The organism is Wolbachia endosymbiont of Tettigetta isshikii (assembly GCF_041154185.1).
Taxonomy (GTDB): Bacteria; Pseudomonadota; Alphaproteobacteria; order Rickettsiales; family Anaplasmataceae; genus Wolbachia.
Map to the genome: position 1 here is coordinate 1 of NZ_JBFTEN010000027.1, position 14,617 is coordinate 14,617.

At 35.7% G+C, this 14,617-nt stretch carries 15 protein-coding genes, 3 tRNA genes and 2 pseudogenes; 8 read left to right on the plus strand and 12 right to left on the minus strand.

All coding sequences use genetic code 11. The annotated features are described in order from the left end of the window. Positions 1 to 171: pseudogene (locus AB6N09_RS05050) on the plus strand (IS5-like element ISSoc13 family transposase); the annotation flags it as partial. A 298-nt stretch (positions 172 to 469) separates the two neighbouring features. Here AB6N09_RS05050 and AB6N09_RS05055 read toward each other — a convergent pair. Both AB6N09_RS05055 and AB6N09_RS05060 read right to left on the minus strand, forming a co-directional pair. After that, complete coding sequence (locus tag AB6N09_RS05055) at positions 470 to 1,459, minus strand: glutamine amidotransferase-related protein (RefSeq protein WP_411131847.1); 990 nt, start codon at positions 1,457 to 1,459, stop codon at positions 470 to 472. A 92-nt stretch (positions 1,460 to 1,551) separates the two neighbouring features. After that, positions 1,552 to 1,624 (minus strand) — tRNA-Phe (locus AB6N09_RS05060). Positions 1,625 to 1,705: 81 nt separating this feature from the next. On the opposite strand from AB6N09_RS05060, the gene coaD reads away from it, so the two are divergent. Together coaD and AB6N09_RS05070 are read left to right on the plus strand one after the other, a co-directional pair. Next, complete coding sequence (gene coaD, locus AB6N09_RS05065) at positions 1,706 to 2,212, plus strand: pantetheine-phosphate adenylyltransferase (RefSeq protein ID WP_411131848.1); 507 nt, start codon at positions 1,706 to 1,708, stop codon at positions 2,210 to 2,212. A gap of 65 nt (positions 2,213 to 2,277) precedes the next feature. After that, the gene (locus tag AB6N09_RS05070) at positions 2,278 to 2,523 is read left to right on the plus strand and encodes a zinc-finger domain-containing protein (RefSeq protein WP_411131849.1); all 246 of its coding nucleotides are present in this window, start codon (positions 2,278 to 2,280) and stop codon (positions 2,521 to 2,523) included. A 26-nt stretch (positions 2,524 to 2,549) separates the two neighbouring features. Here the strand turns inward: AB6N09_RS05070 and AB6N09_RS05075 are convergent, their stop codons facing one another. The 6 genes and pseudogenes from AB6N09_RS05075 to rpsB form a co-directional block, all read right to left on the minus strand. Beyond that, a complete protein-coding gene (locus AB6N09_RS05075) occupies positions 2,550 to 3,176 on the minus strand; it encodes a phosphatidate cytidylyltransferase (protein ID WP_411131850.1) in 627 nt (208 codons plus the stop codon). Further along, positions 3,166 to 3,867: pseudogene (gene uppS, locus AB6N09_RS05080) on the minus strand (polyprenyl diphosphate synthase). Before uppS ends, AB6N09_RS05075 begins: the two are co-directional and overlap by 11 nt. 3 nt (positions 3,868 to 3,870) lie before the next feature. Beyond that, positions 3,871 to 4,428, minus strand: a complete 558-nt coding sequence (gene frr, locus AB6N09_RS05085; RefSeq protein WP_411131851.1) for a ribosome recycling factor — start codon at positions 4,426 to 4,428, stop codon at positions 3,871 to 3,873. A 10-nt stretch (positions 4,429 to 4,438) separates the two neighbouring features. Beyond that, positions 4,439 to 5,170, minus strand: a complete 732-nt coding sequence (gene pyrH / locus AB6N09_RS05090) for a UMP kinase (RefSeq protein ID WP_411131852.1) — start codon at positions 5,168 to 5,170, stop codon at positions 4,439 to 4,441. Between the two features lie 10 nt (positions 5,171 to 5,180). Next, positions 5,181 to 6,050: a translation elongation factor Ts gene (gene tsf / locus AB6N09_RS05095; protein WP_411131853.1), complete on the minus strand. Its 870-nt coding sequence runs from the start codon at positions 6,048 to 6,050 to the stop codon at positions 5,181 to 5,183. After that, positions 6,031 to 6,879 carry a 30S ribosomal protein S2 gene (gene rpsB, locus AB6N09_RS05100; protein WP_411131859.1) on the minus strand — a complete coding sequence of 283 codons (849 nt, stop codon included), beginning with the start codon at positions 6,877 to 6,879 and terminating at the stop codon, positions 6,031 to 6,033. Before rpsB ends, tsf begins: the two co-directional genes overlap by 20 nt. A 180-nt stretch (positions 6,880 to 7,059) precedes the next feature. On the opposite strand from rpsB, the gene AB6N09_RS05105 reads away from it, so the two are divergent. Next, positions 7,060 to 7,133, plus strand: a tRNA-Asp gene (locus AB6N09_RS05105). 634 nt (positions 7,134 to 7,767) lie between these two features. On the opposite strand, the gene iscX is transcribed toward AB6N09_RS05105, so the two are convergent. From iscX to rpsD, 3 genes are all read right to left on the minus strand, one after another. Further along, the gene (gene iscX, locus AB6N09_RS05110; protein ID WP_411131854.1) at positions 7,768 to 7,962 is read right to left on the minus strand and encodes a Fe-S cluster assembly protein IscX; all 195 of its coding nucleotides are present in this window, start codon (positions 7,960 to 7,962) and stop codon (positions 7,768 to 7,770) included. Between the two features lie 28 nt (positions 7,963 to 7,990). Next, positions 7,991 to 8,077: transfer RNA gene (locus AB6N09_RS05115), tRNA-Leu, on the minus strand. Positions 8,078 to 8,087: 10 nt separating this feature from the next. Then, on the minus strand, positions 8,088 to 8,702 hold the full coding sequence (gene rpsD / locus AB6N09_RS05120) for a 30S ribosomal protein S4 (protein WP_411131855.1): 615 nt from the start codon (positions 8,700 to 8,702) through the stop codon (positions 8,088 to 8,090). Between the two features lie 113 nt (positions 8,703 to 8,815). On the opposite strand from rpsD, the gene tkt reads away from it, so the two are divergent. After that, positions 8,816 to 10,771, plus strand: a complete 1,956-nt coding sequence (tkt, locus tag AB6N09_RS05125; protein WP_411131856.1) for a transketolase — start codon at positions 8,816 to 8,818, stop codon at positions 10,769 to 10,771. 424 nt (positions 10,772 to 11,195) lie between these two features. On the opposite strand, the gene AB6N09_RS05130 is transcribed toward tkt, so the two are convergent. Next, a complete protein-coding gene (locus tag AB6N09_RS05130; RefSeq protein WP_411131860.1) occupies positions 11,196 to 12,356 on the minus strand; it encodes a multidrug effflux MFS transporter in 1,161 nt (386 codons plus the stop codon). Between the two features lie 198 nt (positions 12,357 to 12,554). On the opposite strand from AB6N09_RS05130, the gene ubiE reads away from it, so the two are divergent. Genes ubiE through AB6N09_RS05145 form a run of 3 tightly spaced genes read left to right on the plus strand, consistent with a single transcriptional unit; the run spans position 12,555 to position 14,364 of the window. Continuing rightward, entirely contained in the window at positions 12,555 to 13,253 is a 699-nt protein-coding gene (gene ubiE, locus AB6N09_RS05135; RefSeq protein ID WP_411131861.1) for a bifunctional demethylmenaquinone methyltransferase/2-methoxy-6-polyprenyl-1,4-benzoquinol methylase UbiE, read from the plus strand. Then, positions 13,250 to 13,627, plus strand: coding sequence for an FtsW/RodA/SpoVE family cell cycle protein (locus AB6N09_RS05140; protein ID WP_411131857.1), 378 nt, complete (start codon positions 13,250 to 13,252; stop codon positions 13,625 to 13,627). The genes ubiE and AB6N09_RS05140 overlap by 4 nt, the downstream gene beginning before the upstream one ends. Before the next feature lie 38 nt (positions 13,628 to 13,665). Then, on the plus strand, positions 13,666 to 14,364 hold the full coding sequence (locus AB6N09_RS05145) for an FtsW/RodA/SpoVE family cell cycle protein (protein ID WP_411131858.1): 699 nt from the start codon (positions 13,666 to 13,668) through the stop codon (positions 14,362 to 14,364). Positions 14,365 to 14,617: the final 253 nt, after the last annotated feature.

Consider the following 14,617-nt stretch of genomic DNA (forward strand, 5'->3'; position numbering starts at 1 on the left):
GGGTGCACAGTAGTTATTCCTCCGAGACGAAACCGAAAAGTGCGGAGACATTACGATGAGCATATTTATAAAGAACGTCATTTAATAGAGTGCTTCTTCGGCAAAATTAAGAACTTTAAGCGTATTTTTTCCAGATTTGATAAAACGGCTGAGGTTTTTATGACTTCTCTAAAATTTTGTCCACAGAGCCTAGACCGCGGAGAGAACCATGGAAAGCATGCTACTTTTAACTTATGTGAAATTACCGAGGATTATGAAGAAGATACGCCGTTTGGTTTGTGTGAAAATTATTGTTGACTTATCTGCAATTAGAGAACTTAACGCGATATAGTGAGTGCTAGAATGACGAAAGAAAAGTGCACTACTGGTTTCTCATACGGTTATACGAGAATCTAATGACTGATATAAATAAACGTGCTTATACACTTTTTGGTTATTGAAGCTTTAACCAAGGCGTTTATAATGCTCATTAAGCACGATAAAGAAAATCATTTATAATTGCTATGGCAACTAGAGTTGAAACTTGACGAGCCTTGTGATTTGATAAATAGAGATTTTTATCTGACTTCACAACAAGCGCTTCTGGATGACTTTGAAAGTAAATATTACCATACTTATCTTCAATAGCCTCTATTACCCCATCACTGGAAAATGCTGCAATTTTATATCCAAGTAACTCTAACTTTTTTCTGTTTTCCGGTGTATTACTTACCGCTCCTGAATGAGCATCTGGAAAACATGTTGAAAACCAGCCATTTTCATCAGGTGGTAAAAATTTAGCTATCACCACTGCTAAACGACTGTTTGGAACAATTTTGATCTGCTGGAGAGTTACACTCTCTTGCTGTGAATTAGGTGCTGATTTTAAATGAGATCTTTGCTTCTCTTCATCACTTACAAGATTTGACACACTCACTACTTCAATTCCTTTTGCATTCATGATACCTTGTAAACCGCCACATATGCCAAGTAAATGGATTGTAGGATTATCATCTACTATTTTCACAATTGCTTCAGTAACAAGCTGGCGACAAGGAGTAGGAGGAAGAGGTTCAGAGTGTAAATTATAGTAATTTCCTGGAATAAATATTCCATTTATTTTGTGCTCTTTAATAAACTTTGCAACTTCAACTTTTATTCTATCTAATGTCAGCTTCCTTGCCAATATTTCATCTTGTTTTGCAAGATTAAGTGACTCTGCCTGAATTTTTTTAAGGCTAATTATCTTATTATAATCAATTAGTACGATTTTGACTCCCCAATTATTAAACATCTCGTAGATATTTTGAGATAAGCCAACCTCATGTGGATATGTTTCTTCTTCTGTTTTCAATAAACCAACAACTATGTCACCATTTATTGAATGCAAATTTTCACTAGTGCCTGCATAAGCAATGCTGCTGAATAACAGAATTACGCTTAATAGGATATTAAATACTTTATTGTAATATCTATACAACGTAATTTACTACACTAATATTCATATAAATATCATAACACATAATAGAGCATTTTGCAACAAGAAGGTAAATTTATTAAGAAATGGAAAAGTGGCCTGAGCAGGAATCGAACCAGCGACACAAGGATTTTCAGTCCTTTGCTCTACCAACTGAGCTATCAGGCCAACCATATGCTTTCATTTTTAGATAAAAAATGTTATTATGTCTATCAAAAGTTTTTAAAGTAATTTATATAAAAATAAAGGATGGACATTAATAAGAGAATAGGAATTTACCCAGGAACATTTGACCCTATCACCTTTGGGCATATTGACATAATAAAAAGAGCATGTAAGCTAGTTGATAAATTAATAATCGGTGTTGCAGAAAATGTTAATAAGTACACTGCCTTTGACGTAAAGTTGCGCACAAGTATGGCTAAAAATGAAATTAAAAGGCTAGGAATTGGCGCAGAAGTTGTATCTTTTTATGGGCTGTTAATGAAGTTTGCTAAAGAGCAGAATGCCTCTGTTATTATTAGAGGACTCAGAGCAGTGTCGGATTTTGATTATGAGTTTCAAATGAGTTGGGTAAATTATAAACTTCTTCCTGAAATTGAAACTATATTTCTTCCTGCCTCTGAGGATACCCAATTTATTTCATCAAGTTTTGTAAAAGAAATAGCAAGGTTAGGGGAAAGTGTCAGCAAATTTGTGCCAGAGGGCGTTCAGAAGGAATTGATTAATCTAAGCAGGATAAGAAGTGAAGAATAATGTTTATTTTCTATTCCCAAACATGTATATTCAATATATAAGACATTATAAACTAAGGGAGCAATATGACAGTGGGGGATAATGATATAATAGTTTGTTGTCGTGGTGATGAAAATGATGATGGTTCTGGTCACCCATTAATATACTTGTATAAAGAAGGAAGCGAAACATTCTGTCCTTATTGTAATAAACTAATGAATGAAGAATTTAAATTTGAAGAGTCTGAAAAATTTAAATCCAACGAAGAATCTAAATCTGTTGCAGGGTGCATTGTGACGGCAGCTAATAGAAAGAGAAGAACCCATGGCTGAAATACCACTTCGTTCTTTTTAGTTAGCTAGCTTACATAGATAGCAACAATGGGAGCAGTGAAAATGAAACTGTCCATACGATCGAGTACTCCTCCATGGCCAGGTATCATACTTCCACTATCTTTAACATTGTAAACTCTTTTAATGAGTGATTCAGTGAAATCGCCAAGTTGTGCTAGAGTAGCAATTGCAAGGCCAACTATTGGAGAATAAAAGACTGAAAATAAACCTAAAAATATTGACCCGAAAATTGTACACACTATTCCAGCTAGGATTGCGCCAAGAAGCCCTGACCAAGTTTTTCCAGTGCTAATAATTGGGCAAATTTTAGCTCCACCAAAATTCTTACCAAATAGGTAGGCAGTAATATCAATGCTCCAGATGGTTAAGATGAGCCATACTAATGTATATTTTCCCTGTGGCAGATTGTATAGATATATCAATGAGGCATTTGGTAGCGCAATCAATAGTAATGCGAAAACATATAAGATTCTGTTCCCCTGAGTTAGGTTATACAATTCAAAAGAAGATAAGACTGCTATCGAAAAAATTAATAGGTAAAACGATAAATCACTGAAATATGTAGCAAAAGAAAATATAAACAATATTACTATTGAGGACAGTATCCTAATCACAAAATTATTATCTGCCATATCTTTTTTCTCTTTTCGTATAATCTTCTAATGCTTTACTCAAATCTTGACAAGAAAAATCAGGCTACAAAATATCACAAAAATACAATTCAGCGTAAGCTGCTTGCCATAATAAAAAGTTACTTAACCTTTTTTCATCGCCAGTGCGAATCAACAAATCCAGCTTCGGCAAATCTTTAGTATATAGAAATTTTTCAAATTCGTCTTCTGATATACGAGCAATATTTTCTTTCATAATATTGCTTATAGCGTGTATAATCTCTTGCTTTGCTCCGTAGCTGACCGCTACAGTAAGTAATAAACCATCGTTCTTATACGTTATTTCCTCTGCTTTTCTGATTTGATCAAGTATTTTTTTTGGTAACAAACTTAAATTGCCAATAAAACTCAACTTAATATTATAATTGCAAATGAAGTTGATTTTATCCTCGTCAGTTAGAACAGAGTAAAATAAATCAAATAGATGATCAGTTTCTTCTTTAGGCCTAAGCCAATTCTCCATGGAAAATGCATACAAAGTCAAATAGAGTATGGCTAAGGTTGTGCAATACTTAGCAATGTCATATGTAACCTCGCTGCCCTTTCTATAACCATCAATTTTTACCATCCCTTGGTTGTTTGCCCACCGACCATTGCCATCCATAATGATTGCTAAGTGTTTTGGTAGAGATTCAACGTTTAATTCGTTCATCATTCAGTGATTCAGTATATCTTTCTCTTTAATAGATAACTCGCTATCAATCTTTTTGATATTATCGTCAGTAATATTCTGTATTTCCTTTTTAGCACTATGAAGATCATCTTCTGAGATTTCTTTACTTTCCTGCATTTTCTCTATTTCTTCCATAATATCTCTACGTATATTTCTAATCGCAACTCGCACATTTTCAGCAAACTGGTGCAGTAATTTCACTAATCTTTCACGGGTTTCTTGCGTTAGATCTGGAAGGGTTATACGTATAGTATTACCTTCGACGACAGGATTTAAATTTAGATTGGCATTCAATATAGCATTTTTTACTTCACCTATAACGCTAATGTCCCAAACTTTAATTGATAATGTTTTATTGTCCGTAACTGAAACACCGGCAACTTGATTCAGTTTTTGATGTCCTCCATAGATATTCACAACTATGCCATCAAGTAATGATGCACTAGCTCTACCGGTGCGTATACCTTTAATATCATTATGAAAGGACTGAATAGTTTTTAGCATCCTTTCTTTTGTTTTAGTTTTTACTTCATTCAACATAAATTACCTATCATTTATAATCTGAAACTATAGTATAAATACCACGACCCTTAACAATATTGACTATTTTTTCTTCTTTCAAAGAAAAAACTATAATTGGAACAGAATTCTCACGTGCAAGTGAGATCGCTGATGCATCCATAACTTTTAAATCACGAGTCAACAAATCCATATAAGAAAGCTTATCATACATTACAGCATCCTCATTCTTTTTCGGATCAGCGGAGTATACACCATTTACTTGTGTACCTTTCAAAATAACATCACAATTTGTTTCAACAGCTCGTAAAGCTGCAGCTGTATCTGTAGTAAAAAATGGATTACCTGTACCTGACGCAAAGATTACTACTCTACCTTTTTCTAAATGACGAATGGCTTTTCTCCTGATATAAGGTTCGCATATAGTGGCCATGGGTATTGCAGACAGCACCCTAGAGTCTATTAAATTTTTCTCTAAAAAATTTTGTAAAATCAAAGCATTAATTATAGTTGCAAGCATTCCAATATAATCACTGCTTGCTCTTTCACAACCGCTTAAAGATGCAGATGCGCCACGAAAGATATTACCACCACCAACAACAATACATATCTGAACCCCAAGCTTGTGAACATCAGCTACATCTTTGCATAGTTGATCTATAACCTTCATATCGTGGCCATAAGGCCGCGATCCCATTAAAGCCTCACCAGAGATTTTAAATAACACCCTGTAGTATTTTATTTCATCTGTTGAGGCAGTCATTTTCAACTACTTAATCTCTACTACCTAAAATAAGTAACTTATAGTCAGATAATTTAACAGTAGAGTTTACACTCGACTCGCTTAATTTTATAAAATCAGAAATTTTCATTTTATCATCCCTGATAAATTTCTGTTCTAGTAAAACAACTTCTTCATAATATTTAGCCATTCGACCATCTACTATTTTCTTCGTCACTTCTTCAGGTTTATTTAAGCTTTTCACCTGTCCTTCAATTATAGAACGTTCATTGCTCAGCTTTGCTTGATCTAAGTCATCTATAGAGAGAGCTTCGGGCTTCATAGCAACTACGTGCATCGCTATTTGTCTCCCAACTTCTTGCAACTTTGACTTATCACCGGATGATTGCAATGCCACTAAAGCTCCAGTTTTACCAAGGCCACACACATCACCATGTACATAACCAGCAACAATTCCGTTCTGAGCTTCCATATAACAAAGCTTGCTCAGCTCTAACTTTTCACCAAGGACAGATGTACCATTTATGATAGCTTCCTGCACTGTACCAACGTCTTCATATTTGGCATTTTTTAACTCATCAACGCTAGTACAGCGTTCCTGATAAGCAATTGATGCTAAATTTGAGATTAGTTCTATAAATTTCTCATTTCTTGCAACAAAGTCAGTTTCACAATTGAGTTCAATCAATACGCCACGATTTCCAGCCAAATGCGTAGCAATTAGCCCATCTGAAGTTACCCTATCGAACTTTTTGTCAGCCCTAGCAAGCCCTATTGTACGTAACTTATCAATGGCCTTTTTGATATCACCATTACACTCTTCTAACGCTTTTTTACAATCACTTAAACCAAGCCCTGTTCTATTACGTAGTTGCTTTATGCTATCTGGATTCATCTTCATTCGTTACTACCTCCTTTTCATCTTCTTTATAAATTTTACCATGCCCCTTTTTAGTCTGTATAATATTATCTCCTTTTTCTTGAATAAACTCATCACCCTTTACATCACCAACCTTAACTCCAGATCTTGCTAAGCTAGATTCTATTCCAGTCAATATAAAGTCTGCAGCCAACCTACAATAGAGTTCTATTGATTTTCTTGAGTCATCATTTCCTGGTATAGGATAAGTAATATCCTCTGGATCGGAGTTAGTATCAAGTACTGCAACTATTGGAATTCCCAATTTTTTCGCCTCTTTAACTGCAATGTGCTCTTTATTAGTATCAATGATGAACAAAATATCAGGAATTGCTCCCATCTCTCTAATGCCACCTAGCGCCTTATCAAGCTTTTGTCTTTTCTTCTCAATATTCCCTAATTCTTTCTTCGTTAAAACGCTATTTTCATCATTTAGTATTTTTTCATATTGAATTAGTGTCTTGATTGAAGAAGAGACAGTTCCCCAGTTAGTAAGCATGCCACCAAGCCATCGATAATTTACATAATATTGACCACAACGAACTGCTTCACTTGCAATAATATCCAAAGCTTGAAATTTTGTACCAACAAATAAGATGCGACCACCTTGAGATGCAACTTCATATAAGGCCTTCATTGCCACCTGTAGTAATGGCAACGTCTTTCGCAAATCAATTATATGTATACGATTTTCTTGATGCACCCCATATATGTACGGAGCCATTTTCGCATTCCAGCGACTAATTTTATGACCAAAATGTACACCAGATCCAGCCAAATCACGTATAGTAACCTCAGGTAAGTTTACCATATTTATTTCTCCAAATAGTTTATCCTCCATGGCATAACCCTAACAGGACTATTTGTATAAGCCATGTGTGAAATCAAATTATTTATATAGTAATATAAAAGGCAACAAAGTGCAAACAAAAAACGTTGACAAAAGACAATATGTTTATTAGCTTTAAAGTCAGAAACGCTAAAAGGAAATGGGGGTGTAGCTCAGTTGGTTAGAGCGCATGCCTGTCACGCATGAGGTCGTGAGTTCAAGTCTCATCACTCCCGCATATAACTTCTAGCACAATCTAAGTTCGTTATGCTAGTCTTTATTTTCTGGTGTATGGCAGCACAACGAATTGCGGTATAATGTTGAAAAACCTCATTGGACTTTCTGCATAACCTAAACTAATACCAATGGTAATAGGACAAATTGAAAAGTTTCCCTGCGGTTAAAGGTGTGGCGAGTTTATTATGTATCTTGTTTGATAACGAAAGTTAGTATAACCTTTATGCTTAAGAAGATCACTAAATGGGAAAAAAGCAAAAGAAACCTCGTTGGTGGCTAATTATTTATATTAACTTTATAAATTGGCGTTTTTTATTGTCTTAAACGCTTTAACAAGCGCATTTTAGCTTATATTAGGTAAAAATCTTGAAAGTTTGTAAAGACACGAGCTGCACATAGTGCAAAAAATTAAACATAAGACGCCAAGTACATTGAGTTTTTTATCGTTTAATCTGCACAGACTGAAGATAAATAATAGCTTCAGTCCTATAATAAGGGTAATGGCGAAGGTTGTCAAGCAAATTTTTTCGTTTCTAGTAGCAAGATACTTGGATCTCCTAGTAGGCTCAAATTACAACAGCTATGCGTCAAGCACACAGGAAAGGAGCGCTGATTAGATTGTTTAATAGCGGTCTAAGATCTTTCTCCAATCCAAGCCACTTGAATGGCTTCGAGTATTTTTTCGTTACAACGTTTCTCATCATCGTCAAATCCTTCTAAACCCAAGACCTTTTTTTTAAGCTCAGTAAACCCGATATTAACTATATCTTCGTCTGGGAACCTTTCCTCTAAAGCTTCTGCGATGTCTTCTATATCAAGCCATTTCATATTTCTTGAACACTCTGCCAAACTAAATTGGTGCCCATGGGGAGACTTGAACTCCCAAGGTCGCAAAACCCACGGATTTTAAGTCCGCTGCGTCTACCGATTCCGCCACACGGGCTTTTTTTATTTTACCTAGAGTAGAACTCTACTACTAAATTAACTTCCATATCCGCCGAGTAAGGAACTTCAGAATATTGAGGCACTCTTAAAAACTTCACTGAATGCTCCTTACTGTTTGTTTCTAAATAGTCTGGAGCCCTACGTTCTTGTTTTTCCGCAGCCTCTACTACTATAGGGATTTTTACTGCTCTCTCTCTTACTTTTACTATATCACCAGGTTTTACTCGATAGCTCGATATATTAACCACTTCATCATTAACTGTAACATGCTCATGAGATATGAGCTGTTTTGCTGAATAAATTGTTGGTATAAGGCCAGAGTGATACAAAACAGAACTTAACCTTGATTCTAAGATACCAATAAAATTATCAGCTGTGTAACCTTTTCTGTTATAAGCATCTAAGAATATACGCCTGAGCTGCTTACTTGAAATTGCATAATAAAACTTAAATTTCTTACGTGCAGCGAATTGCTTACCAAAATCAGATAATCTTTTGAATCCAAGAATACCGTGCTGACCTGGTGGATATTTCCTTTTGTTTACTGGATCTTTTGCTCTACCCCACAAATTTATACCAAGCCTACGGCTGATTCTATACTTTCTATTGATAACAGTTGTCATATAAAAACTCTCACAATCTAACTCTAGATTATTAAGGATTTTAGCATTAAGTGTCAACTTGTTTTTGCCAGTTTAATTTCTTATACTTCACTTTTAAGTTTTCCTATTGATATATGAACCATCTACCTTTGGAATCTATGGCAAATGCTATCCGCTTTTTATCAATTGATGCGGTACAAAAAGCAAACTCTGGGCACCCAGGTATGCCACTTGGCATGGCAGATGTTGCAACTGTTTTATTTGCTAAATATCTAAATCACAACCCTGACGATTCTAAATGGCTCAACAGAGACCGTTTCGTTTTATCAAACGGCCATGGTTCAATGTTGTTATACTCAATATTATATCTGACAGGCTACATTAGTATAGATGAGTTAAAGAACTTCAGACAACTCACATCCAAAACTCCAGGTCATCCAGAATTTGGTTTGACTCCCGGCATAGAGGCAACAACAGGCCCGCTCGGGCAGGGGCTTGCCACTTCAGTTGGCATGGCACTTGCTGAATCGATCCTTGAAAAGCAGTTTGGAATTCATCATTACACTTACGTAGTGCTTGGAGATGGCTGTCTTATGGAAGGAATAAGCCATGAAGCAGCATCACTTGCTGGGCATCTTAAATTGAATAAATTGATAGCCCTTTTTGATGATAATGACATCTCTATAGATGGTGCTACTAGCCTCTCTTGCTCTGATGATGTAGAAAAGCGTTTTTCAGCTTATGGGTGGAATGTTAACAAAATTGATGGTCATGATTTTAACTCCATATCGCTTGCAATAGAGCAAGCACAAAAATCTTACAAGCCGTCGCTTATTTGCTGCAAAACCATCATCGGAAAATTTTCAAGCCGTGCCGGTACATCTTCCGCTCATAGTGGTGCTTTTATGGAGGAAGATATAAAAAAGATGAGAGAGAAATTAAATTGGAATCACGAACCATTTTATGTGCCAGAGAACGTGAAAAATGCCTGGATGAAAACAGTTGAGAGAGCAAAACAAAACTACGTGTCCTCGACCAGCAAAGAGTTGCAAAGAAGACTTGATAAGCGTTTACCAGATAATATCGAGAGCGATTTGGCTAACCTAAAGAAACAAATACACGAGGCAATGCCAAACGAAGCTACTCGATCTTCTTTCGTCAGAGTAATGGAACTTTTAACTGAGTCTATGCCAGAATTAATCGGTGGGTCTGCTGACCTTACTGGGTCAAATTGCACTAAATATAAGCATATGGAGGTAATAAATAGCAATGATTATAGTGGTTCTTATATCCACTATGGAGTGAGAGAGCACGCTATGGCAGCTTGTATGAACGGCATGGCTCTTCATGGCAGAATTCTTCCTTATGGTGGCACTTTTTTGGTGTTTTCTGATTATTGCCGCCCTGCTATACGTCTTTCAGCTTTGATGAAACAGCAAGTCATATATGTAATGACTCACGACTCAATTGGAGTAGGAGAAGATGGCCCAACTCATCAGCCGATAGAGCATTTAGCCTCTCTTCGTGCTATACCGAATTTGTACGTCTTTAGACCAGCCGATGCAATCGAAATTCTGGAGTGCATTAATATTGCACTGGAAAAAAAAGAGTCACCAGTACTTTTTGCACTTTCAAGACAGAATGTAAATTACATGCGCAAATTCCACTTTGATGCTCACCAATTTGCCAACCTATCGAAGTTTGGTGCATATACCCTGTGCGAATATTCAGGAAAGCTAGAAGTGACGATATTTGCAACCGGATCTGAGGTTGAAATTGCAATTGAAGCAAAAAAAAAATTGCAGGAAAAAGGTATAGGCACAAGGGTTGTTTCTATGCCATGCTGGAGGCTTTTTGACGAGCAAAGTGACGAGTATAAAGCGGCAATATTAAATAATGACAGCATTAAAGTTGCAATTGAAGCTGGAAGTGAAATGGGCTGGCACAAATATATAGGCTCAAATAGTATATTTATCGGTATGAAAAGCTTTGGAGAGTCGGCACCTTATAAAACACTTTATGAGCATTTTAATATCAGTGCTGATCATGTAGTAAAATGTGTGTGCGAGAAATTGGTCTGCACTCAGTAGATTTCTTGCATAACAAACTAATTTTTGGCAGCGCATCAGGCATGTATTCAACGGAAATGAAAAAAACTACTTGACAAGCTTTGGCAGTTTTATTATCTTAGTACTAAGGGTGTTTCTGACTCAAAACTTGTTTTTGATCTGCAGGCTCAATAACAAAATTCAGTAAAAAACTCAGGGTATTTTTTGGCGGATTGTATCAAATTATAGCGTCTGCATGTCTTTTTCATTTTTTCTACATTCAGCCAAATCGCGCTTAAACTAAGCGTCAGTAAATTATTATAGCGCAAATTTACAGTATTATAGAGTCAAAACTCGCCACTCGGGATTTCTTTACCTTTTTCATTTTATGAATTTCTTAATACTTAAATTAAAGAAATTTAATTACACACAAAAAGTGCCAAGAATAATTGCCTTTTAGTTTAGGTTACGCAAGAGATCTAGTACATTTGAGTAGGTAGTATATAAGAACCGCAATTGTAGAGCATATTATTGTTAATAGTAAATTTGATAAAATACCGTAAGAAAAGAATTTTCCTACTATATATACTCCAATGGCCCCGAACATCATATTGCAGAATGAGAGAACTGCACTGCCAAGCCCTATACTTTTGATTGTTTCTAGCGCAGAGGTTACGTTGTTGCTTATTACAAGTGCAAGACCTATATTGCTTGGAATCCAAACAGTTTGAAGGACAAACACGTTTAATTTGCCTATGGAGTAAAAATATACCAACAAACTCTCAGGTATTATTGGCAACATTAACCCTATTATTAACATCCTGTTAACCCCTATTTTTGGCACATATCTTCTGTTAATCAAGGTTCCAATTATGTAAAATATAACTATGATTGATATTAGATAACCGAAATATTGCACTTCAACACCCATAGACTCAAATATGAAAGGGTAGTTAGCAATATACGCCCAAAGCCACATGAACGTTAATCCATGGATGGCTGCAAACCCAAGGAAACGATGATTTCTAAATATTGATATATATTGTTTAGGAATACTGATCATTACACTAGTTATACTGGTTTCATTCTTACTTATAGTGAGTGTTTCTTGTAACTTAAAGTAAATAAAAACGAGCATAACAATTGCTGCGAATGATATAATAAAAAACAAAAATTTCCAACTGTACCCACTTGAAATTATATAACTGCCTACCACTGGAGCTATCCCAGGTGAAAGCGCTACTACCATATTTAACTTTGAAATTACTCTTGAGTATTCACTACCTGAGTACATATCCCTTATAGCTGCATACCCAACTACGCCTGCAACACCAGCCCCTATTCCTTGTATAAAGCGAATGAGTATTAAGAGCGCAATATTATCAGCTATGTAACATGCAATGCTTGCCAAAGTAAAAATTGCCATACCGATCAGCATGATTGGACGCCTACCATAATGGTCAGATAGTGGACCATAAATTAATCCGGATATCGCAATTCCAACCAAATTTAAGCTGATTATAAGCTGTACCACATGACCTTCTATTTCAAAATAATGGGCAATGCTCGGTAGTGCGACTGAATACAGATCAGTTGCCATATCGACAATTGCTAAAGATAATATCATGATAAGAGAGATAATATTTTGTATTGCCACTTAATGGATTCGCTGAGCTATAAAAGTTTTATTATAATATATTTTCCTCATTTGGTTATATTAATTTAACTACTGAAGTTTAAAACAGTCATGCAAGGGGTCTATTAAAAGACCTGTGAAAATTCCATAAAATTATCGTATAGTATAATGGTTGATATAATAGATAGCATGAATAAATCACAATTAGTTAAAGAAGTGTTTGACTCCGTAGCAAATCGCTACGATGTTATGAATGATATAATGAGCCTTGGAATGCAAAGGCTATGGAAGGATAAGATGGTAAATAGTGTGCATTTTACAAAAAACTCTAAGGTTTTAGATATCGCTGGAGGAACTGGAGATATAGCAATAAGAATAGCGAGAAGAGAACCAAGTGCTCAGGTCACAATATGCGATATAAATCAAAATATGCTCAGCAGAGGCCGCGATAAAGCTATAAATGCAAACCAGCTTAATTTTAATTGGGTGTGTGCAGATGCAGAAAGTTTGCCTTTTGAGGATTCCGAATTTGATTACTGCACAGTAGCCTTTGGCATTCGAAACGTTTCCAACCGCAAGAAGGCTTTAAGTGAAGCATATAGGTTATTAAAACCAAATGGGCAATTTATCTGCCTGGAGTTTGCCCCTATGCGCTATCAGAATGAAATGTTCACCAAATCTTATGACTTATATTCATTTAAAGTAATTCCCAAAATTGGCAGCATAGTTGCTAAAGATAAGAGTTCCTATGAATATTTGGTGAAGAGCATCAGAGAGTTTCCAACTCAGGCTGAGTTTAAAATTGAAATTGAAGAAGTGGGATTTAAGAATGTTGAGTTTCATAATATGAGCTATGGAATAGTGGCATTACACATTGGAACAAAATGAATATTAAACTCTGGTATAGAACACTAGATTATTATCTCATTATTCCAGTAGTCGTTTTGCTGACTGTAAGCTTCGTTCTTGTTTATTCGGCAAGTCCTGTAATTGCACAGCGTCTTTCTTTACCGCAAAATTATTTTATACAGCGCCATACAGTTTATATAGTTCTGTCATTGGTTACCCTAGTAACATTTTCTTTTCTCAATATAAAAACCATATTTAACCTCTCATTTATGGGTTTTACTCTGTTTATTATTCTAATGGTAGCTGTGGTAATACTTGGGATGGAAGCAAAATGGGCGAAACGATGGTTATATGTTGTCAAAATTTCAATTCAGCCATCTGAGTTTGTAAGGCCCTTTTTTCTGTTGTTATAGCTGATGTCTTGGCTAGCGGAACGAAGTTTAAAATTCACGTGTCAATCATAATATTTCTGTTGATTTTCATATTGTTACTTTTACAGCCTGATTTCAGTATGTACATGCTTTTGACATATTCTTTTACCTGCCAAATGTTTATTGCGTGTATACCACTTTTATACTTTGTATGTATAGTAGGAATAGTCACAACTGGAATTGCGACGGCTTACTTGTGTTTTCCACATATAAAGCAAAGGGTTTACAATTTTCTCTTTTTTACACAGCGTGATAATTTTCAAGTCGTAAAATCATTGGAAGCATTCAAAAAAGGCCAGTTAACTGGTGTTGGCCATGGTGAAGGTAGCGTCAAAATCTTTCTTCCTGATAGTCATACAGATTTTGTATTTTCTGTCTTAGCAGAAGAATTTGGTTTGGTTATGTGTTTAGCCACATTGATGTTGTTTGGCATCATTTCGGCTCGTTTACTCTATGTTGCATATAGAGAAAGTGAATTATTCAATCTACTGGTAATTCTCGGCATTTCGATTCAATTTATTACACAATTTATAATAAACATAGGGGTAACGTTAAGCATTTTTCCCACCACTGGTATAACTTTGCCATTACTGAGATATGGCGGTTCTTCCCTTTTATCTTCAAGCATTGCTCTTGGCATAATGCTGTGTTTTAGTAGAAACCAAGCTATTGTACTAAAATTTCGTAGTCGTATTACGCTTAGAAGATATATGGACTAGTGGTCAGGACTGCCAACCTGTATCGCTTGCAACTGCATGAACACTGTGGTTTGAGCCTACCAGGATAGTGTCATGAAGACAGCCCTTCGTTGTCATCCAGGTAGCCCTCTCTCCTGCCATCCCAACGCCTCCTTTTCCTATCATCCTAATCCATATGATGTCATCCAAGTAGCCCTTTTAACGCTAACTATTGATTAGAAAGAGAATAGAGAGAAGAAGGGAAATATGATAAACTCCAGTATTTTAGCGATAA

What these genes read in the sequence shown, in the direction of transcription:
- coaD (WP_411131848.1), top strand. Translation starts at nt 1,706, where the DNA reads ATGGACATTAATAAGAGAATAGGAATTTACCCAGGAACATTTGACCCT.
- AB6N09_RS05070 (WP_411131849.1), top strand. Translation starts at nt 2,278, where the DNA reads ATGACAGTGGGGGATAATGATATAATAGTTTGTTGTCGTGGTGATGAA.
- AB6N09_RS05075 (WP_411131850.1), bottom strand. Translation starts at nt 3,176, where the DNA reads ATGGCAGATAATAATTTTGTGATTAGGATACTGTCCTCAATAGTAATA.
- frr (WP_411131851.1), bottom strand. Translation starts at nt 4,428, where the DNA reads ATGTTGAATGAAGTAAAAACTAAAACAAAAGAAAGGATGCTAAAAACT.
- pyrH (WP_411131852.1), bottom strand. Translation starts at nt 5,170, where the DNA reads ATGACTGCCTCAACAGATGAAATAAAATACTACAGGGTGTTATTTAAA.
- tsf (WP_411131853.1), bottom strand. Translation starts at nt 6,050, where the DNA reads ATGAAGATGAATCCAGATAGCATAAAGCAACTACGTAATAGAACAGGG.
- rpsB (WP_411131859.1), bottom strand. Translation starts at nt 6,879, where the DNA reads ATGGTAAACTTACCTGAGGTTACTATACGTGATTTGGCTGGATCTGGT.
- iscX (WP_411131854.1), bottom strand. Translation starts at nt 7,962, where the DNA reads ATGAAATGGCTTGATATAGAAGACATCGCAGAAGCTTTAGAGGAAAGG.
- rpsD (WP_411131855.1), bottom strand. Translation starts at nt 8,702, where the DNA reads ATGACAACTGTTATCAATAGAAAGTATAGAATCAGCCGTAGGCTTGGT.
- tkt (WP_411131856.1), top strand. Translation starts at nt 8,816, where the DNA reads ATGAACCATCTACCTTTGGAATCTATGGCAAATGCTATCCGCTTTTTA.
- AB6N09_RS05130 (WP_411131860.1), bottom strand. Translation starts at nt 12,356, where the DNA reads ATGATATTATCTTTAGCAATTGTCGATATGGCAACTGATCTGTATTCA.
- ubiE (WP_411131861.1), top strand. Translation starts at nt 12,555, where the DNA reads ATGAATAAATCACAATTAGTTAAAGAAGTGTTTGACTCCGTAGCAAAT.
- AB6N09_RS05140 (WP_411131857.1), top strand. Translation starts at nt 13,250, where the DNA reads ATGAATATTAAACTCTGGTATAGAACACTAGATTATTATCTCATTATT.